The 21,369-nt window shown below is 37.1% G+C and carries 16 protein-coding genes and 1 rRNA gene; 9 read left to right on the top strand and 8 right to left on the bottom strand.

Annotated features, from left to right (window positions below):
- Position 1: 1 nt before the first annotated feature.
- The 8 genes from Q8X41_RS12805 to dnaA form a co-directional block, all read right to left on the bottom strand.
- Positions 2 to 1,549 (bottom strand): 16S ribosomal RNA (locus Q8X41_RS12805).
- Between the two features lie 385 nt (positions 1,550 to 1,934).
- Complete coding sequence (locus tag Q8X41_RS12800; protein ID WP_397536703.1) at positions 1,935 to 3,035, bottom strand: HD-GYP domain-containing protein; 1,101 nt, start codon at positions 3,033 to 3,035, stop codon at positions 1,935 to 1,937.
- A 285-nt stretch (positions 3,036 to 3,320) separates the two neighbouring features.
- On the bottom strand, positions 3,321 to 5,843 hold the full coding sequence (gyrA, locus tag Q8X41_RS12795) for a DNA gyrase subunit A (protein WP_397536702.1): 2,523 nt from the start codon (positions 5,841 to 5,843) through the stop codon (positions 3,321 to 3,323).
- A gap of 25 nt (positions 5,844 to 5,868) precedes the next feature.
- Positions 5,869 to 7,794 carry a DNA topoisomerase (ATP-hydrolyzing) subunit B gene (gene gyrB / locus Q8X41_RS12790; RefSeq protein WP_397536701.1) on the bottom strand — a complete coding sequence of 642 codons (1,926 nt, stop codon included), beginning with the start codon at positions 7,792 to 7,794 and terminating at the stop codon, positions 5,869 to 5,871.
- Between the two features lie 77 nt (positions 7,795 to 7,871).
- Positions 7,872 to 8,993, bottom strand: a complete 1,122-nt coding sequence (gene recF / locus Q8X41_RS12785) for a DNA replication/repair protein RecF (protein ID WP_397536700.1) — start codon at positions 8,991 to 8,993, stop codon at positions 7,872 to 7,874.
- Between the two features lies 1 nt (position 8,994).
- Positions 8,995 to 9,222 carry a S4 domain-containing protein YaaA gene (yaaA, locus tag Q8X41_RS12780; protein ID WP_397536699.1) on the bottom strand — a complete coding sequence of 76 codons (228 nt, stop codon included), beginning with the start codon at positions 9,220 to 9,222 and terminating at the stop codon, positions 8,995 to 8,997.
- Positions 9,223 to 9,398: 176 nt separating this feature from the next.
- Positions 9,399 to 10,535, bottom strand: a complete 1,137-nt coding sequence (dnaN, locus tag Q8X41_RS12775; RefSeq protein WP_397536698.1) for a DNA polymerase III subunit beta — start codon at positions 10,533 to 10,535, stop codon at positions 9,399 to 9,401.
- Between the two features lie 173 nt (positions 10,536 to 10,708).
- Positions 10,709 to 12,052, bottom strand: coding sequence for a chromosomal replication initiator protein DnaA (gene dnaA / locus Q8X41_RS12770; RefSeq protein WP_397536697.1), 1,344 nt, complete (start codon positions 12,050 to 12,052; stop codon positions 10,709 to 10,711).
- 568 nt (positions 12,053 to 12,620) lie between these two features.
- Here dnaA and rpmH point away from each other — a divergent pair.
- The 9 genes from rpmH (at position 12,621) to Q8X41_RS12725 (ending at position 21,369) form a co-directional block, all read left to right on the top strand.
- A complete protein-coding gene (gene rpmH / locus Q8X41_RS12765; RefSeq protein ID WP_066791201.1) occupies positions 12,621 to 12,755 on the top strand; it encodes a 50S ribosomal protein L34 in 135 nt (44 codons plus the stop codon).
- 79 nt (positions 12,756 to 12,834) lie between these two features.
- Positions 12,835 to 13,221, top strand: coding sequence for a ribonuclease P protein component (gene rnpA, locus Q8X41_RS12760; protein ID WP_397536696.1), 387 nt, complete (start codon positions 12,835 to 12,837; stop codon positions 13,219 to 13,221).
- Positions 13,222 to 13,329: 108 nt separating this feature from the next.
- On the top strand, positions 13,330 to 14,157 hold the full coding sequence (jag, locus tag Q8X41_RS12755; protein ID WP_397536695.1) for an RNA-binding cell elongation regulator Jag/EloR: 828 nt from the start codon (positions 13,330 to 13,332) through the stop codon (positions 14,155 to 14,157).
- Between the two features lie 142 nt (positions 14,158 to 14,299).
- Positions 14,300 to 15,685, top strand: coding sequence for a tRNA uridine-5-carboxymethylaminomethyl(34) synthesis GTPase MnmE (mnmE, locus tag Q8X41_RS12750; protein ID WP_397536694.1), 1,386 nt, complete (start codon positions 14,300 to 14,302; stop codon positions 15,683 to 15,685).
- Positions 15,686 to 15,725: 40 nt separating this feature from the next.
- Positions 15,726 to 17,612, top strand: coding sequence for a tRNA uridine-5-carboxymethylaminomethyl(34) synthesis enzyme MnmG (gene mnmG / locus Q8X41_RS12745; protein WP_397536693.1), 1,887 nt, complete (start codon positions 15,726 to 15,728; stop codon positions 17,610 to 17,612).
- Between the two features lie 226 nt (positions 17,613 to 17,838).
- Entirely contained in the window at positions 17,839 to 18,555 is a 717-nt protein-coding gene (rsmG, locus tag Q8X41_RS12740; protein WP_397536692.1) for a 16S rRNA (guanine(527)-N(7))-methyltransferase RsmG, read from the top strand.
- A 200-nt stretch (positions 18,556 to 18,755) separates the two neighbouring features.
- Complete coding sequence (gene noc / locus Q8X41_RS12735) at positions 18,756 to 19,616, top strand: nucleoid occlusion protein (RefSeq protein ID WP_397536691.1); 861 nt, start codon at positions 18,756 to 18,758, stop codon at positions 19,614 to 19,616.
- A gap of 159 nt (positions 19,617 to 19,775) precedes the next feature.
- On the top strand, positions 19,776 to 20,537 hold the full coding sequence (locus Q8X41_RS12730) for a ParA family protein (protein WP_397536690.1): 762 nt from the start codon (positions 19,776 to 19,778) through the stop codon (positions 20,535 to 20,537).
- Complete coding sequence (locus tag Q8X41_RS12725) at positions 20,530 to 21,369, top strand: ParB/RepB/Spo0J family partition protein (RefSeq protein WP_397536689.1); 840 nt, start codon at positions 20,530 to 20,532, stop codon at positions 21,367 to 21,369. Before Q8X41_RS12730 ends, Q8X41_RS12725 begins: the two co-directional genes overlap by 8 nt.

Raw genomic sequence — 21,369 nt, 5'->3', positions numbered from 1 at the left:
GAAAGGAGGTGATCCAGCCGCACCTTCCGATACGGCTACCTTGTTACGACTTCACCCCAATCATCTATCCCACCTTCGGCGGCTGGCTCCAAAAGGTTACCTCACCGACTTCGGGTGTTACAAACTCTCGTGGTGTGACGGGCGGTGTGTACAAGGCCCGGGAACGTATTCACCGCGGCATGCTGATCCGCGATTACTAGCGATTCCGGCTTCATGTAGGCGAGTTGCAGCCTACAATCCGAACTGAGAACGGTTTTATGAGATTAGCGTACTCTCGCGAGTTAGCGACTCTTTGTACCGTCCATTGTAGCACGTGTGTAGCCCAGGTCATAAGGGGCATGATGATTTGACGTCATCCCCACCTTCCTCCGGTTTGTCACCGGCAGTCACCTTAGAGTGCCCAACTAAATGATGGCAACTAAGATTAAGGGTTGCGCTCGTTGCGGGACTTAACCCAACATCTCACGACACGAGCTGACGACAACCATGCACCACCTGTCACCAATGTCCCCGAAGGGAAAACTCTATCTCTAGAGCGGTCACTGGGATGTCAAGACCTGGTAAGGTTCTTCGCGTTGCTTCGAATTAAACCACATGCTCCACCGCTTGTGCGGGCCCCCGTCAATTCCTTTGAGTTTCAACCTTGCGGTCGTACTCCCCAGGCGGAGTGCTTAATGCGTTAGCTGCAGCACTAAGGGGCGGAAACCCCCTAACACTTAGCACTCATCGTTTACGGCGTGGACTACCAGGGTATCTAATCCTGTTTGCTCCCCACGCTTTCGCGCCTCAGTGTCAGTTACAGACCAGACAGTCGCCTTCGCCACTGGTGTTCCTCCAAATCTCTACGCATTTCACCGCTACACTTGGAATTCCACTATCCTCTTCTGCACTCAAGTTCCCCAGTTTCCAATGACCCTCCACGGTTGAGCCGTGGGCTTTCACATCAGACTTAAGAAACCACCTGCGCGCGCTTTACGCCCAATAAATCCGGACAACGCTTGCCACCTACGTATTACCGCGGCTGCTGGCACGTAGTTAGCCGTGGCTTTCTAATAAGGTACCGTCAAGGTACGTTCATTTCCTAACGTACTTGTTCTTCCCTTACAACAGAGTTTTACGATCCGAAAACCTTCATCACTCACGCGGCGTTGCTCCATCAGACTTTCGTCCATTGTGGAAGATTCCCTACTGCTGCCTCCCGTAGGAGTTTGGGCCGTGTCTCAGTCCCAATGTGGCCGATCACCCTCTCAGGTCGGCTATGCATCGTTGCCTTGGTAGGCCGTTACCCCACCAACTAGCTAATGCACCGCGGGCCCATCCTGTAGTGACGCCGAAGCGCCTTTCAACATCTTCACATGAGAGAAGATGGATTATCCGGTATTAGCTCCGGTTTCCCGAAGTTATCCCAGTCTACAGGGCAGGTTGCCCACGTGTTACTCACCCGTCCGCCGCTAAATCAGAGGAGCAAGCTCCTCATCATTCGCTCGACTTGCATGTATTAGGCACGCCGCCAGCGTTCGTCCTGAGCCAGGATCAAACTCTCCATAAAAGTAAAGTTTGAAAGCTCATTAGCTTTGCTAGCGTATCATCTATAAGATGATATCTATTGTTTGTCCTTGTTACTAACAGAAGTTAGTGAACAAAGTTTATTGATTAACGTCTTGCTTGTTCAGTTTTCAAGGTTCATATCTCGTCGTCATCTTAACGACTTAATTATTATATCATTATAATCTTTCGTTGTCAACATCTTTTTAAAAGAGTTTTTTTCAAGAGATTAATATGATTTTTGATTGTCACTTGTTAGCGACTTATAAAGTATATCTATTTAATTAGATAATGTCAATATATATTTTTCATAAAGAGAACAAAAGATTCTTTTGCTATAAATAGAAGACTTAACACTATCTGTATTATAGTAAAGAATCCTTTATTTATCATAAAATTAAACGTTCAATATATATACTTCTATTTTTTGCAAGATCGATAATATCATTCGAACCGTCTAATTTAACTACAGGTCTTGTTTCTGTTGTTTTGTTAGTAAATACAATAGATCCTTCTAAACCATTTGAAAGTTCTACTTTTGTTCCTAATGCTAAGTCCGCTACACAAGTGGTTAACGCTTGCACAACTTTAATATTAAATTTTCCAAATTCAGATTCCCGTATCATTTCTAATACCTTAAATGGGGACTCTTTTGTACGATATACTCTTTCACAAGTCATTGCGTGGAATACATCTGCTACTGCAATAATATGGGCATATATTGAGATTGCATTTCCCTTGTCGCCTCTTGGATAACCACTACCATCTAATCTTTCATGATGTTGATATACTGCAATCTTCATATCTGATTTAAGAATTGAAATACTATTGACCATTTGCAAGCTATAATAAGGGTGCTCCTGAATTTCCTTAAACTCATATTCTGTTAAAGGTCCATTTTTCTCCCTTATTTTCTTTCCAACTTTCGCCATACCGCAATCTGCAACTGCGCCTGCTATAGCAATTTGGATAATATCACCTTTACTATAGCCCATTTTTTGTGCAATAACGGCACAGATTAAACTAATTGCTATAGAGTGATGGTGAATATAGTTTTTGCTATCTGAGAACTCATTCAATATAAATATTTTTTCTCGATTTTCTAAAACATCATGAATTAACGGTAAAATATTTGTTCTAACTTTTGTGATATCTACCTTACTACCAGACTCCCAATTTAAAAACTCCATTTTAAACTTTTCTACTACATCGATGTATTTTCTTTCAAATGGTGTTATGTATGCTTCTTCTATTGTTTCTCTTTGTTCACTTGATGTAGCCGCCACTTCCTGTTTATTAGCTTTTTCTAGTTCGATAGAAGAAGCTAATACTGGCACTTGGGAAATTTGAAAGGCTTTTAATACTGGCAAATGATCCCGTGCAACTTTAGTATTTTTATATATGATAGGAAACTGAGTGTTAGCTATAATATCTTTTGCAATAACGCTACCTAACCGTAAATCGGACACTTTCACTAATTTAGTATCCAAACATATCCCCCCTTCGGAATTAATAATATTAGATTTATTGTAACTGAATTTTTTTTTAATTGTAATAGTGACTTTGCTATTTACTAAACATCATTCGATTCAATCCAATAAAAAAATTTATAAATGAATCAATTTCATAAATACTAAATACTTTTCTAGTTAAAAATTTATCCTTTTGCACCAAAGCTTAATTTGTCCCAATCATCACAGAGAATTTAATACAAAGAAAAAGGAACGCTAAATGCGTTCCTTTTTTCTAATATATAAAGTAATGATATCTATTAATTATTCTTCTGAAGTTTCGTTATCATTTGTAGCTTCTTCAGTTGATTCAACTTCTTCAGCCACTTCTAATTCATCTAATTCAATTTCTTCATCAGACTCTTTTTTAACTTTAGCTACAGTTGCGACTAATTCATCATCAGATAGACGAATTAAGCGAACACCTTGAGTGCTACGTCCAGTAACAGAAATATCATCAATATCCATACGAATTAACATACCGTTAATGGTCATTAGCATAATATCTTCTTGCCCATCAACTGTTTTTACCGCTACTAGAGGTCCGTTCTTATCAGTGATTTGGCAAGTTTTGATCCCTACACCACCACGATTTTGTAGACGATACTCTGCTTCAGGAGTTCGTTTACCGTACCCCTTTTCAGTTACTACAAGTATTTCTTGATCTGGTTCAACGATTTCCATACCAACAACATAGTCATCATCTCTTAATCGAATACCACGGACACCAGCTGCAGTACGTCCCATCGAACGGATATCCTCTTCATTAAAGCGTACCAGCATACCATCATGTGTACCAATAATAATTTCCTTTTGCCCATCCGTTAGGCGCACAGAGATTAACTCGTCATCTTCACGTAGTGAAATAGCAATTAAACCGTTTGTACGGATATTAGCAAAGTTTGATAATGGTGTACGTTTTGTAACCCCTGTTCGTGTTGTGAAGACGAAGTGTGCATCTTCATCATAAGATGATACACGGATTACAGCAGTTACTTTTTCTCCCTTATCTACATTTAATAAATTAACTATTGGCAAGCCTTTTGCCGTTCTGCCAAATTCGGGAATTTCATAACCTTTAGCTCTAAATACTTTACCTTTAGAAGTAAAGAAAAGAATAGTGTCATGAGTAGATGTATAAAGTAAATGTTCTACAAAGTCATCTTCATGTGTACCCATGCCCTGTACACCACGTCCACCACGACGTTGGCTACGATAAGTATTGGCAGGAAGACGTTTGATATATCCATTATGTGTTAGTGTAATCACGGAATTTTCAACAGGAATCAAATCTTCATCCTCAATCATTTCCATGCCACCAGAAGTTATTTCTGTACGACGTGCATCATTAAAGCGTTCTTTTACCTCTAATAATTCATCATGAATAATTTGGAGGATTTTCGCTTCATCTGCAAGAATTTCTTTTAATTCTTTAATCAGTGCTAGCAATTCTTGATATTCTGCTTCAATTTTATCTCGTTCTAAACCAGTTAAACGTTGTAGACGCATATCTAAAATGGCTTGAGCTTGACGTTCACTTAGATTGAATTTTTCCATCAAGCCATTTTTCGCTATTTCTGTAGTTTGAGATGCTCGAATCAAGCTAATAATTTCATCAATATGGTCAAGTGCAATACGTAAACCTTCTAAAATATGTGCTCGGCTTTCAGCTTTACGTAACTCAAATTCAGTACGTCTACGAATCACAACTTTTTGGTGTTCTAAGTAATGATAAAGTGCTTCTTTTAAGCTTAATACTTTCGGTTGACCACCGACTAGAGCTAGCATATTAATACCGAAACTTGTTTGCATTGCTGTTTGTTTATATAAGTTATTTAATACGACATTTGCATTCGCATCTTTTCGCACATCAATTGTAACGCGCATACCTGTACGGTCAGATTCATCGCGAATATTTGTAATGCCATCTATTTTCTTATCTCGCACTAGTTCTGCAATTTTTTCGATTAAACGTGCTTTGTTGACTTGGTAAGGAAGTTCATTAATTACGATTACTTCTTTACCACTTGACTTTTGTTCAATTTCCACACGCGCACGAATCACAATAGATCCGCGGCCAGTTTCATAAGCACGGCGAATACCACTTCTACCTAAAATTAAGCCACCAGTTGGAAAATCTGGTCCAGGAATAATTTCTAGCAGTTCTTCTGTTGTAATAGCCGGATTATTTGAAACAGCTAATACGCCATCTATGACCTCACCTAATTGATGAGGTGGAATATTTGTTGCCATACCTACAGCAATCCCTGATACACCATTAACAAGTAAGTTTGGATAACGGGCTGGTAATACGACTGGTTCTTTTTCGTTTCCATCATAGTTATCTTGATAATCAATTGTATCCTTGTTAATATCGCGTAGCATTTCCATCGCGATTTTAGACATACGTGATTCTGTATAACGCATGGCAGCAGCGCCATCTCCATCAACAGAACCGAAGTTACCATGACCATCAACTAACATATAACGATAGCTAAAATCTTGCGCCATACGTACCATTGCTTCATAGATTGAGGAGTCACCATGTGGATGGTACTTACCCATAACATCCCCAACGATACGAGCTGATTTCTTATATGGTTTATCTGAAGTACTACCTAGCTCTTGCATACCATATAAAATACGACGTTGTACTGGTTTAAGACCATCACGAACATCTGGTAGTGCACGAGAAACGATAACACTCATTGCATAATCTAAAAATGAAGTTTTGATTGTTTTAGTAATATTTACTCCTTTAACGCCGGAGTTGTTTGTTTCAGACAAAGTGCTGACCTCCCTTCGAAAATAACTAAATATCTAAGTTTTCTACATAAACAGCATTTTCGTGAATAAATTGACGTCTTGGTTCAACATCGTCACCCATTAATTGTTCAAATGTTTGATCTGCTTCTATAGCATCATCTAATTCTACTTGTAATAGAACTCGGTGATCCGGGTCCATTGTAGTGTCCCATAATTGTTCAGCATCCATTTCACCAAGACCTTTATACCGTTGGATTCCTGGTTTCGGTTGCTTTGGTAAGCGTTCTAGTATTTCTTGCAATTCTTTATCACTATAGCAATATTCAACATGTTTACCTTGCGCTACTTTAAATAATGGTGGTTGGGCGATGTAAATATATCCAGCTTCAATAAGTGGTCGCATAAAGCGGAAAAAGAATGTTAATAATAGAGTTCTAATATGCGCTCCATCGACATCGGCATCTGTCATAATGACAATTTTATGGTAACGTGCCTTTTCCAAAGCAAATTCTTCACCAATCCCTGTACCGATTGCAGTAATCATAGCTCGGATTTCAGCATTTGATAAAATGCGATCTAAACGCGCTTTTTCAACATTTAAAATTTTACCCTTCAACGGCAAAATTGCTTGGAAGTGGCGATCACGGCCAGATTTTGCTGAACCACCAGCAGAGTCACCTTCTACGATATAAATTTCGCATTCTTCTGGATGACGAGATGAACAGTCTGCTAGTTTACCTGGCAAGCTTGATACTTCTAATGCTGATTTGCGTCGTGTCATTTCTCTGGCTTTCTTTGCTGCTACACGAGCACGAGATGCAACTAAACCTTTATCAACGATTGTTCTTGCAACTGTCGGATTTTCTAATAAAAATCTTTCAAAGCGTTCAGAGAACAATGAGTTTGTAATAGCACTTACTTCAGAGTTTCCTAATTTTGTTTTTGTTTGACCTTCGAATTGTGGATCTGGATGTTTAATAGAAACAATGGCAACTAAGCCTTCACGAACGTCTTCACCTGATAAATTAGCATCTGAATCTTTTAATAAATGATTTTTCCGGGCATAATCATTGATTACACGTGTAAGAGCAGTTTTAAACCCTGATTCGTGTGTACCGCCTTCGTAGGTGTTGATATTATTTGCGAAAGAGAAAATATTTGATGAAAAGCCTGAGTTGTATTGCATAGCTATTTCAACAGATATCCCATCTTTTTCACCTTTTAAATCGATTGCTTCATGAAGTGGTTCTTTCTTCTCGTTGATATGTTCAACGTACGATTTAATACCACCTTCATAATGATAAGTATTTTTGCGAATTTCTTCGCCACGTTCATCTACGATGGAAATACTAATACCGCGATTCAAATAAGCAAGTTCACGAATACGATGTGCTAGGATATCAAATTCATAAACTGTTGTTTCTTTGAAGATTTCTCCGTCTGCTTTGAATCGTGTTGTTGTACCATTATGATCTGTATCACCAATGACTTTTAGAGGTTGTACGGTTGTACCACGTTCAAATTTAATTTCATGAATATGGCCATCTCTGTGTACTTGTACAATGGTTTCTACTGAAAGTGCATTTACAACTGAGGCACCTACACCATGTAGACCACCAGACACTTTATATCCGCCACCGCCGAATTTACCTCCAGCATGAAGTACAGTCATAATTACTTCGACAGCTGGTTTACCCACTTTTTCTTGTGTATCAACAGGAATACCACGACCATTATCTTCTACACGAATCCAGTTATCTTTTTCAATTGCTACTGTAATTTCGGAACAATAGCCAGCTAATGCTTCATCAATACTATTGTCTACAATTTCCCAAACGAGGTGATGCAACCCTTTGGAACTTGTTGAACCGATATACATACCGGGACGTTTACGAACGGCTTCTAAACCTTCTAATACTTGAATTTGATCTGCATCATACGCAACAGGCTTTTTATTGTCTTCGATCGCCATTATTGTTCCACCTACTCTTTCATGGCATTAGTATGCATTATTTGTAATTCTCTTAAACCTACAAAATCCGCGGAATACTAGTCTTTCTCAGCATCCACGGAACCTTGTTTCACATGAAACATTGCTGATTCACGAATTGTTTCATGATCTATACCCTCTACACTTGTAGTTGTCACAAAGGTCTGTACTTCACCTTTAATCGTGTTCAATAAATGTGACTGACGGTAATCATCTAATTCTGAAAGAACATCATCCAATAGTAAGATAGGCGCTTCCCCAACTTCTTGCTTAATAAGTTCTATTTCAGCTAATTTGAGTGATAAGGCCGTTGTCCGTTGTTGCCCTTGTGATCCATAAGTTTGAACATCATAACCATTTACAATAAATTGCAAATCATCACGATGCGGACCAATTAGTGTAACGCCTCTTTCTAATTCCCGAGGCAGAGCTTCTTTTAATTTTACAGCTAAATGAGCAGCCATTTGTTCTGGCGACCATTCCGCATCCATACCGCTAACTGGACGATAGCGAATTTTCATTTCTTCGAGATTTCTCGAAATTCCATAATGAATTGGACCTGCCCATTCCTGTAGCAACTCCATAAAATGAAATCTTTTATGAATAACCTTAACAGCCGCTTCAATATACTGCTCTGTATAAACATCAAACATCACATCTTGCAATGTTTGTTTCCCTTGATTTTGTTTAAGTAAATGATTGCGTTGCTTTAACAACTTTTGAAAAGTCAATAAATCATGTAAATATACTGGAGAAATTTGCCCGATTTCCATATCGAGAAAACGTCTTCTAATTTGAGGACTGCCTTTAACTACAGTTAAGTCTTCCGGGGCAAACATGACGACATTCATTTGTCCAATATAATCGCTTAAGCGACTCTGTTCTAAATGATTTGCTTTTGCCTTCTTCCCTTTTTTAGAAATCGTCAACTCTAACGGTAAGTGACCATATTTCTTCTGAACGTCACCTTCTATTTTACCATAGTCTTGCTCCCACCGTATCAATTCTTTCTCACTCGATGTACGGTGCGATTTAGCCATAGCTAAAACATAAATAGATTCCATAACATTCGTTTTACCTTGTGCATTTTCACCAATGAAAACATTAATCTTTGGAGAAAAAGATAAGTCGAGAGATTCATAATTCCGATAGTTGGTCAGCTTTAGTCGCTCAATGTACATGCTATTCCTCGCTTTTTGAATCTACTAGGGAAAATCTTCCGCACCCTGGAATATTTACTAAATCCCCTGCATGTAGTTTACGACCTCTTCTACGATCAATCTCACCATTTACATAGACATCATTTTCTTGCAAAAACCATTTGGCCATCCCACCTGAGCTAATTGCATCCGTCATTTTAAGAAATTGCCCCAGTGTTACAAATTCACTTTCTAATACAATATCATTCACTATTTTTTCATCCTCTGCTTCTATTCATGTCTAATTCTATTTTACCGAACTTTTGTTCATAAGTAAAAAGGATAGTCACTGAAATGACTACCCTTTTTAAATAAAACTCATAATTAGCACCTGGTACTAATTAATTTTGGGAAATAATTTAGTTTAATGTTATATCAACAAAACATTTAGTAAGTACGGACAGGTAAAATCAATTGAAGTATTGCATCATCATGAACAGAACGAATAATAAATGGACGCATTGCGCCAGTAAATTGAATAACTACTTCTTGGCCATCAATTGCTTTTAAAGCATCCATCATATACTTTGCACTGAATGAAATACGTAACTCTTCACCTTCTAGCGATTCTACCTGAATTTCTTCTTCAACTTTACCGATTTCAGGTGAGTTCGAAGAAATTTCAATATTGTTATCTGCCAATGTAGAGAAACGAACTACGTTGTTACGATCTTCACGAGCCAGTAATGATGCACGGTCAATTGCTTGTAAAAGTGATTTTCCATTAATCGTAACATTTGTGTTGTATTCTTCTGGAATCAAGCGCGTTGTATCAGGATAATTGCCCTCTAATAGGCGAGAGAAAAATAAGACATCAGAAGTTTTGAATAAAACTTGTTGGTTCGTCATAAATATATCAACAGGAGTTGTTGAGTCACTTAGAATTTTGCTTAATTCATTTAAGCTTTTACCTGGTATTACAACATTTGCTTCTTCAGTTGGTAAATGTTCTAAAGTTACTTTTCTACGTGCTAATCGGTGGCTATCTGTTGCTACACATACTAAACCGTCTTCTTTAATTTGCCACTTTACACCTGTCAACACGGGACGACTTTCACTTGTAGAAACAGCAAAGACTGTTTCACGGATAACAGATTTTAATAGATCTGCAGGTAAAGTAATTTGGCGATCTGGTGAGATTTCAGGAAGCATAGGGTATTCAGCTGCATCAAGACCAATTAAATGGAAATCTGATTTCCCAGAACGAATTCTTGTTTGGAATTGATCTGTTACTTCAATTTCTACATCATTTGTAGGCAATTTACGTATAATTTCATTGAACATTTTTGCCTGTAGTACGATTGAACCTGATTCTGTTACATGAATTAGTTGTTCTCCATCTTCTTCTACAGGAATAGATGTTTGGATTGTAATATCTGCATCACTACCTGTTAACGTCATACCGTTTGCTGATACATCAATTTTAATACCAGTCAAAATAGGAATTGTTGTTTTGGAACTTACTGCTTTCATGACATCATTTAATCCATCAAGTAAACGATCTCTCATGATATCAAATTTCATTGTTACTACCTCACTTATATATTATTTATTTTTATTTAAAAGATTAATAGATATAGTAATAGGGGCTGTGGATTTGTGGGTAAGTCTCTTGAACCAAATAAAATCAGTCTATCCACATGTAGATAGACTGTGTATAAGTTTGTTGTTAACTTTCTTGTTATCCACAGTGAAAATTATTTTCCTAACATACTTTTAATCTGCTTAATGTCTTGTTGAAGACCTTGATCATCTTTTAAAAGAGATGATATTTTTTCATGTGCATGAATGACAGTTGTGTGGTCTCGACCGCCAAATTCGTCACCTATTTTAGGTAGAGAACAGTCCGTCATTTCACGAGATAAATACATAGCCACTTGTCTAGGAAATGCAATCGATTTTGTACGCTTTTTAGCTGTAAAATCCTCTAACTTAATGTGGTAATGCTCACCTACAGCTTTTTGAATATCTAAAATGGTTAATGTGCGTGGCGTAGCATTAGGAATAATATTTTTTAATGCTTGTGCAGCTAAATCAGCTGTTATGTCTTCATTGACAAGTGAAGAGTATGCTACTACACGAATTAGAGCACCCTCTAATTCACGAATGTTAGAGTCGATTTGGTTAGCAATGTAGAGCATTACTTCATTTGGAATATCCAGGTTATCGGCTTTTGCCTTTTTACGCAAGATAGCAATACGTGTTTCCAAATCTGGTGGCGCAATATCTGTAATAAGTCCCCACTCAAAGCGTGAACGCAATCTGTCCTCTAATGTTGGAATTTCTTTGGGAGGACGATCGCTTGAGATTACAATTTGCTTTGATTCTTCGTGCAAAGTGTTAAAGGTATGGAAAAATTCTTCCTGAGTCGATTCTTTTCCAGCTAAAAATTGAATATCATCTATTAGTAGCACATCTACACTGCGATATTTATTACGAAATGCTTCTGCTTTGTTATCGCGGATTGAATTAATGAACTCATTCGTAAACTTTTCAGATGATAGATAAACTACCTTTGCATTTGGATTATGTTCTAATACATAGTGACCAATAGCATGCATTAAGTGAGTTTTACCAAGCCCAACTCCTCCGTAGATAAATAGAGGATTATATGCTTTGGCTGGTGCTTCTGCTACTGCTAAAGAAGCTGCATGTGCAAAACGGTTGCCTGCTCCAATGACGTATGTGTCAAAAGTGTTTTTTAAATTTAGCATTCCTGAAGAAGTTTCAGGTTGCTCATTTTGTTTTTCTGGGATGCCAGGTGATGGAATATCAAAATTCTCTAAGTTCGGATCCTGTTGAACAACGAAACGAATGTGCAAATCTTTACCTGTTATTTCAGCTAGAATAGCAGCAATTAAATGCACATAATGGTTTTCAAGCCATTCGCGTCCAAAGGAATTGGGCGCTGCTATTGTTACAGTATCGCCTTTATAGGCTAACAATTTCGTTGATTTCAGCCAAGTTTCAAAGCTTGGCTTGGAGATCTTCTGCTTTGCTTCTGAGAGAACTTTGTCCCATAACTGTTCAATATGTTCCAAGCTCTTTCTCCTTTTCTAAAAAAACTATTCTATAAAATTTTTACAAGTGGTTGTGGTTGAATGAAAAATTATATCAAATTCAGCTTGTGTTTCAACTGCTAATCACAGTAAACACATCCTGTGGATAAACCTTATCCAGTTATAGTGGATAATCTTATCCACAAGTTATTAACAACTGTGGATAAGATTTTGTATGAAAATATTTATTTACAGAGTAAAACACAATAATTGTATCAGGAAAAGTATTGAATGACAAGAGTTTTAAGGGGTTATCCACAAAATGAATAAATATACACTATAGAGTTATCCACAATGTATGAACTTGTGTAAAAGTTGTCAGTAAGTACTGTGGATAATTTTTTTGGTGTGAAAAAATGTTCACAGAGGATTTTATGTATTTAAAATAGAACTGTGGATAACCTTAACATAGAAAAAAGAGAAAAACATTAAACAATTTGAAAAAGCATTTTTTTGAAGATGGTTGACAAAATGGATTGAAAATAGCTATAATATGCAAGACTGTCTGTAGTATTTAGATAATAGACTTTCATCAGGAGGTGTCATATTAATGAAACGCACATACCAACCAAAAAAACGTAAGCATAGTAAAGTACATGGCTTCCGTGCACGTATGGCTACTAAAAACGGTCGTAAAGTGATCGCAGCTCGCCGTCGTAAAGGAAGAAAAGTATTATCAGCATAAGTCCACTGAATTTTCTCAGTGGTCTTTTTTTCTTTTATATATGAGGGAGAAGAGAAAAAAAGAATAAGCAGGTGCAAAAATGAAAAAACGCCGCAGAATTAAAAAGAATGAAGACTTCCAAAAAGTGTTTAAAAAAGGTAAGTCATTCGCAAACCGCCAATTCGTTGTTTACTATCTTGAAAAAGAGGGACAAGAGGAATTCAGAATTGGATTATCAGTAAATAAAAAAATTGCAAAGGCAGTCACAAGAAATCAAATTAAACGTTATGTCCGCCAAAGCTTTTTCGAGTTAAACGATGAGCTTCCGCAAAATATGGACTACGTCATTATCGCCCGGAAACCGGCGGCCACCATGAATTTTCATGAAACAAAGAAGAGCCTTGAACATGTTTTAAAAATTGCGAAGGTTTTAAGAAGAAGTAGTATAGACAACAAGAAATCCCATGATAGAATAATGAAAAAATAATAAAGAATTTTGCAGGGGGGTTCGTTGAGTATGATCTCAACGAATGGAATCTTGTTATGTGTGCTTTGAACAAAACAACAGAACCTGCGAAGACAGGAGGGGCCCAAAGTGAAACAGATTACGCAAATAGGCGCAACTGTAGAGGAAGCAGTCTTGCTAGCCTTGCATGAGCTTAACCTTACTCGAAAACAAGTAGATGTTGAAATTATTCAAGAAGCAAAAAAAGGTTTTTTAGGCTTTGGATCACGAAAAGCACAAGTTCGTGTGACAGAAAAGCAACTAGAGATGCCAAATACTAAACAAGAAGTCACTGAAAAATTTGAAGAGACGTTTCAAACTGCTATTAATCGACAAGAATTGAAGCAAAATGATACGGATACTAGAATAAGTTCTGTAGCTACATTAGAGGAATCACCTCGAATTGTTAAAACAGAAGAGTTAGAGGTTGTTGAAGGAGTAGAAGAAAGTGAAACCGTAGATTATACGGAAGCAATTCAACAGTCAAAAACATATTTGGGTAAAATTTCAAAACAACTCGGGATCCAAGATCTTGAAATTAATGTTGAACAAAAGGGAAAAACGATTAATTTCCGATTATCTAGTGAAAAGGCAGCACTCCTTATTGGCAAACGCGGTCAAACTTTAAATGCACTTCAACAATTAACGCAATTAGTTGCACATCAGTATGTCAAACGTTTTATCATGATAAAACTAGACGTTGAAAATTATCGCGAAAGACGTCAACAATCGTTAGAAATACTAGCAAGTCGTATGGCAGATAAGGCAGTTCATACTGGGCGTAAAGTTGAACTTGAACCAATGCCAGCAAATGAACGTAAAATTATTCATCATGTATTAGCAGATCGAGTGGATGTTGAAACCTATTCCGAAGGGGACGACTTAAAACGCCACTTAGTAATTGAACCAATTCGATAATTTTTACAAGGATTGTGAAAGAGTCCTTCTCAAAAGTTGAGAAGGGCTCATTTTTTTGCTTTATGGTATTATTGTATGTTAGAGAGTTAGACGGTTTTAATTATCCACATGTGGATAATTTCCAATATAGGAGGTAGTAATTATGGAGTTTGATACAATCGCAGCGATATCCACACCGATGGGCGAGGGAGCAATTGCTATTGTCCGATTAAGTGGTGACCAAGCAATTGAAATTGCAGATCGTATTTTTCATTCGCCAAGTGGGAAAAAGTTATCCACACAACCATCTCATACGATCCATTATGGTCATTTAAAAGAAGTTGAAACAGGTGAAGTAGTCGAAGAAGTCATGTTATCAATGATGAAGGGACCCAAAACCTTTACACGTGAGGATGTAGTAGAAATAAACTGTCACGGTGGGCTTGTTTCCGTTAATCGCGTGCTTCAGCTAGTGCTTCGTAACGGTGCGCGAATGGCTGAACCAGGGGAATTTACAAAACGAGCGTTTTTAAATGGACGTATTGACTTATCACAAGCTGAAGCTGTTATGGATTTGATTCGTGCTAAAACAGATAAAGCGATGAATTTAGCACTTGGGCAAATGGATGGCAAATTATCACGTTTGATTAATGAATTACGTCAAGCTTTAATTGAAGTACTGGCGCAAGTCGAGGTAAATATCGATTACCCAGAATATGATGATGTAGAGGAAATGACCATACCATTGATGTTAGAAAAATCTTCATGGGTAAAACAAGAAATTGAAAAGCTCTTACAAACATCTTCGCAAGGTAAGATTTTGCGTGAAGGTTTATCAACTGTTATTTTAGGCCGACCAAATGTAGGGAAATCTTCATTACTAAATAGCTTAGTTCAAGAAAATAAAGCAATTGTCACTGATGTAGCAGGTACAACGCGTGATATTATAGAGGAATACGTCAATGTACGTGGCGTACCGCTTCGATTAGTAGATACAGCAGGGATTCGTGAAACAGAGGACATTGTTGAACGAATCGGGGTAGAACGATCTCGCCAAGTCTTAAAAGAGGCAGATTTAATCCTACTTGTTGTAAACTATAATGATGAGCTAACCGAAGAAGACGAGCGATTATTTGAAACGATTCAAAACATGGATTACATCGTTGTTGTCAATAAAACAGACTTACCACAAAAAATCGATTTAAACCGTGTAAAAGTACTTGCGGGTAATCGTAAATTAGTAACCACTTCGCTATTGCAAGAAGAAGGTGTTACTGAGCTGGAAGAAGCAATCGCAGCATTATTCTTTGAAGGCTCTGTTGAAGCTGGTGATTTAACATATGTATCAAACGCTCGCCATATTGCATTATTGCATCAAGCACTTAATCGAATTGATGATGCAATTGAAGCTGCTAATGCAGATGTTCCTGTTGATATGATTCAAATTGATGTCACACGAACATGGGAAATTCTTGGTGAAATTGTTGGTGATACGGTACAAGATAGTTTAATCAATCAGCTATTCTCACAATTCTGCTTAGGGAAATAATATAAATTCAAATTCTAAATATAGAAAGGAAGTAACGAGCATGCCAACAAAATATGAAGCAGGCACGTTCGATGTTGTAGTTATTGGAGCTGGTCATGCAGGGGTAGAAGCTGCATATGCATCAGCGCGAATGGGTGCAAAAACATTAATATTAACAATAAACTTAGATATGATTGCCTTTATGCCATGTAATCCATCAGTTGGTGGACCAGCGAAGGGGATTGTCGTACGTGAAATTGATGCAATGGGCGGTGCGATGGGTAAAATCATCGACAAAACGCATATCCAAATGCGTATGTTAAACACTGGTAAAGGACCAGCTGTACGTGCATTACGTGCACAAGCAGATAAAGTCTTGTATCAAAGTGAAATGAAAAAATTATTAGAGGACCAAGAAAACCTTACAATTCATCAAGCAATGGTAGATGAGCTAATTGTTGAGGATGGACAAGTAAAAGGTGTTATTACACAAGTAGGCGCCATATACCATGCAAACACAGTTGTCATCACAACTGGAACATTCTTACGTGGTGAAATTATTATTGGGGACTTAAAATATTCAAGCGGTCCTAATAATCAACAGCCATCAATCAAACTTGCCGCTAACTTACGTGAACTTGGCTTTGATATGGTTCGTTTTAAAACAGGTACACCACCACGCGTTAATAGTAAAACAATCGATTACAGTAAAACTGAAATTCAACCAGGGGATCCAGAGCCTCGTGCATTCAGTTATGAAACAACCGAATTTATCACGGATCAAATTCCATGCTGGCTAACATATACAAGTCTAGAAACACACAAAATTATTAATGATAACTTAGATAAATCACCAATGTTCACGGGCGTTATTACTGGTACTGGCCCACGTTACTGCCCATCAATTGAAACAAAAATTGTGCGCTTTAACGACAAACCACGTCATCAACTATTCTTGGAACCAGAAGGTCGTAATACACAAGAAGTTTATGTTCAAGGTTTATCAACTAGTCTCCCTGAACATATTCAACGTCAAATGCTTGAATCGATTCCAGGTCTAGAAAAAGCAGAAATGATGCGCGCAGGATATGCTATTGAATATGATGCTATTGTTCCAACACAATTATGGCCAACACTTGAAACAAAACGTATCCAAAATCTTTATACAGCAGGCCAAATAAATGGTACTTCTGGTTATGAAGAAGCAGCGGGTCAAGGCTTAATGGCAGGAATAAATGCTGCTGCAAAAGCACTTGGTAAAAAAGAAATGATTCTAGGACGTGCCGATGCTTATATAGGTGTATTAATCGATGATTTAGTCACAAAAGGTACAAATGAACCGTATCGTTTACTTACATCTCGTGCCGAATATCGTTTATTATTACGTCATGATAACGCGGATATGCGTTTAACAGAACGTTCTTTCCAAACAGGATTAATTTCAAAAGAACGCTATGATCAATTCCTTGTGAAAAAAGCACAAGTAGAAGGTGAAATTACCCGTTTACATGATGTCATCCTAAAACCAAATGAAGAAACACAAGCTACCATTCAAGCTGTTGGCAGTAGCCCATTAAAAGATGGTATCCGTGGAACCGATTTATTAAAACGTCCTGAAGTAAACTATGAATTAGTAGCTTCATTAACATCATCACCAGTAGAATTGAACGCAGAAGTGCAAGAACAAGTTGAAATCCAAGTGAAATATGAAGGTTATATTGAAAAGGCTCTTCAACAAGTTGAAAAACTCAAAAAAATGGAAGACAAAAAAATACCAGAGAATATTGATTATGATGCAATCTCAGGTATTGCAACAGAAGCAAAAGAAAAGCTAAAAGAAGTTCGTCCTTTATCAGTGGCTCAAGCTTCACGCATTTCAGGCGTTAACCCAGCTGACATTTCAATCTTACTAGTGTATATTGAACATGGTAGAATTGCGAAAGTATAACTAAATGCTGAACGCGTCCGTCAAGGCCCGACATGCAAATATTCTTCTCATGAAGAGGGGCATTTTTCCTCACAGTGGGGAGAATATTTGACATCGAGGTTCTGGCACGTGAAGCTGTATATAATTAATAGCTGAGGGCGCCCGTTCAGATCTTGCGCCAAAAGTTGTATATAACTAAAAACAAATTAAAAAAACTTACCAGTAGCACTAATGGAAGGGGAATATCATGAACGAAGAACAGTTTGTGCAAGCTTTAAAAGAACAAGGAATTGAGTTATCAGAGGAACAAATTCAACAATTCCATACTTATTTCGAGACACTAGTAGAATGGAATGAAAAGATGAATTTAACAGCAATTACTGATCAGCCATCTGTTTATTTAAAGCATTTCTATGATTCGATTAGTGCTGCTTTTTATATTGACTTTAATCATGTACAGTCATTATGCGATGTTGGAGCGGGAGCAGGGTTTCCTAGTATCCCTATTAAAATCTGCTTCCCACATTTGAAAGTTACTATTGTAGATTCATTAAACAAACGAATTCAATTTTTGAATCATTTAAGTGATGTATTACATCTAGGGCATATGAATTTTGTTCATTCTCGCGCAGAAGATTTTGGACAAAATACAGCATATCGCGAGAAATTTGATATGGTAACAGCACGTGCTGTTGCAAGATTATCGGTCTTATCGGAGCTTTGTATTCCTCTTGTAAAATCAGGCGGACAGTTCGTAGCAATGAAAGCAGCAAGTGGCGAAGAAGAATTAAAAGATGCCCAAAAGGCCATCTCAATCCTTGGAACAAAGCTTGTAGAGAAATTTGAATTCTCATTACCAATAGAAAATAGTGAACGTACAATCTACATCTTTGAAAAAATAAAAAATACACCTAAAAAATATCCGCGTAAGCCAGGTGTACCAAACAAATCACCACTTCACTAGTATATGTTTCACATGAAACAGAAAAAAGGAATCTACCGTTTTTTATCGAAAGTAACTATAATGATAAATGGACATACTTACTTTTTGTATAATGTTAGTAAATATATATAGATAGATAGTCATCTCCACAAATTAGAAATATTACTTAATAACTTTAGATGAAGTGTGGAGAGAAATATCGTTAAAGGTGGTGCCAAGGGATGAAAAGTACTTTTTCACGTTTTTTTGGAAGTGGTGAGAAAGTAGAAAATGCCTCAAAAAATGAAGTGGATAATACGGAATCGGTTGTGAAGCTTGCCATAGAGAAAATTAGCCCAAACCGCTACCAACCACGAACAATTTTTGATGATTCAAAGATTGAAGAATTAGCGCGTACTATACATACACATGGCGTAATTCAACCAATTGTCGTACGTAAATTAGAGAGTGATCATTATGAAATCATTGCAGGTGAGCGTCGATATCGTGCGATGAAATCATTAAACTGGACGGAAGTACCTGCAATCATTCGTGAAATGAATGACAAGGAAACTGCTTCAGTGGCTCTGATTGAAAACTTACAACGTGAAGAACTTACATCAATTGAAGAAGCACAAGCTTATCAAAGACTTTTAGAATTGCATGAGTTGACACAAGAGGCCCTTGCACAACGTTTAGGTAAGGGTCAATCAACTATTGCTAATAAATTGCGCCTATTAAAATTGCCTGAAACAATTCAGACAGCAATTTTAAAGCGAGAAATTTCTGAACGCCATGCACGTGCATTAGTGCCAATAAAAGACGAAGCATTACAATTGCAGTTGCTGCAAGAGACAATTGACCATGATTATAACGTTAGACAATTGGAACAACGAATCAATGAAATATTAAATCCTGAGGAAAAGCCTAAAAAGGCAAAACCTCGTCGCAAAGCAATTAGTAAGGATATTCGAATTGCACTCAATACAATTCGCCAATCTTTATCGATGGTGAACAAAACAGGGATCCATGTAGAAACTGAAGAAGAAGAACATGATGAGTTCTATCAGATCACAGTAAAGATTCCAAAAAAGAAAGTATAGCACCATTTTTTTAAAAACTCTTACTCTAGAAAACTAGAATAAGAGTTTTTTATTTATATTTAGGCTAGTAAATGGAGCCGAAAAAACATTTTTTTGATAGAATGTATAAAAAGGTATGTTAGTTGTTTTGATTAAAATGTTTCTGAAAGCAGGTGCACCATGGGAAGAACAATTGCTATTGCAAACCAAAAGGGCGGCGTTGGTAAGACGACAACATCTGTTAATTTAAGCGCGTGCCTTGCTACATTAGGAAAGAAAGTATTACTAATTGATACGGATCCACAAGGAAACTCTACAAGTGGTGTGGGCATCAACAAAGGAGAAGTAGATAAATGCATTTACGATGTACTAATTGATGATGAACCAATTCAAACTGCCATTTGCAAAACACAAGTTGAAAACTTATATACTGTGCCAGCGACAATTGCACTTGCAGGAGCAGAAATCGAGCTAGTATCAACACTCTCTAGGGAAGTTCGTTTAAAACATGCCATCGATGATATAAAGAAAGATTATGATTATATAATTATCGACTGCCCTCCATCTTTAGGATTGTTGACGATTAATTCATTAACAGCTGCCGATGCAATCTTGATCCCTGTACAATGTGAATACTATGCATTAGAGGGCTTAAGCCAATTGTTATCTACTATACGTCTCGTTCAAAAGCATTTAAATAATCAGTTAATGATTGATGGCGTATTACTAACTATGTTAGATGCTCGTACAAATTTGGGGCTACAAGTAATTGATGAAGTTAAAAAATACTTCCAGGATAAAGTTTATAATACAATTGTGCCAAGAAACGTTCGTTTAAGTGAAGCACCAAGTCACGGTGAACCAATTATTATTTATGATCGTAAATCTCGCGGTGCTGAAGTTTATTTAGAATTGGCTAGAGAGGTGATTAAAAATGGCTAAAGGATTAGGTAAAGGGCTCGGTGCACTTTTTCAAGACCAAGGACTTTTAGAAGCAGATAAAGTAACGCAAATTGCTATTAGAGATATTCGAGTAAATCCATATCAACCACGTAAAGTCTTTGATGAAGAAGCCTTACAAGAACTTGCACAATCTATTAAAGAATATGGAATTTTACAACCAATTATTTTACGCAGAAAAGAATCTAAATATGAAATCGTTGTAGGTGAAAGACGTTTCCGTGCAGCTAAGTTAGCTAATTTAACAGAGGTGCCAGCTGTGATCCGTGATTTGAACGACTCACAAATGATGGAATTAGCCATTTTAGAGAATCTCCAACGTGAAGATTTAACACCTATTGAAGAAGCTGAAGCTTATCATAATTTGATGGAACATTTAAATCTGACACAAGAGGAATTGTCTAAACGAATTGGTAAAAGCCGCCCTCATATTGCAAATCATGTCCGCCTCTTAACATTACCAAAGGAAATACAAAAACTTGTTAATGAAGGCAAACTAACAATGGGTCATGGTCGAACATTATTGGGATTGAAAAATAAAAAACAAATTCCAATTGTAGCTGATAAAGTAATGAAACAACAGCTTAATGTCCGCCAATTAGAAGACTTAGTGCATTCTTTGAATGAGGACGTTCCACGTGAAACAAATAAAAAGGTGAATAGAGACATTTTCATTGAAGAAAAGGAATCTCAATTAAGAGATTATTTTGGAACGAATGTTTTAATTAAAAAGACAAAGAATAAAGGGAAGATTGAAATTGAATTTTTCTCTGAAGATGACTTAGAGCGTATATTAGAATTACTTGAGGATTGA

Origin of the sequence: Rummeliibacillus pycnus (assembly GCF_044359855.1) — a bacterium.
GTDB classification, from domain to species: domain Bacteria; phylum Bacillota; class Bacilli; order Bacillales_A; family Planococcaceae; genus Rummeliibacillus; species Rummeliibacillus pycnus_A.
This window is presented reverse-complemented; position numbering and strand designations above follow the sequence as displayed.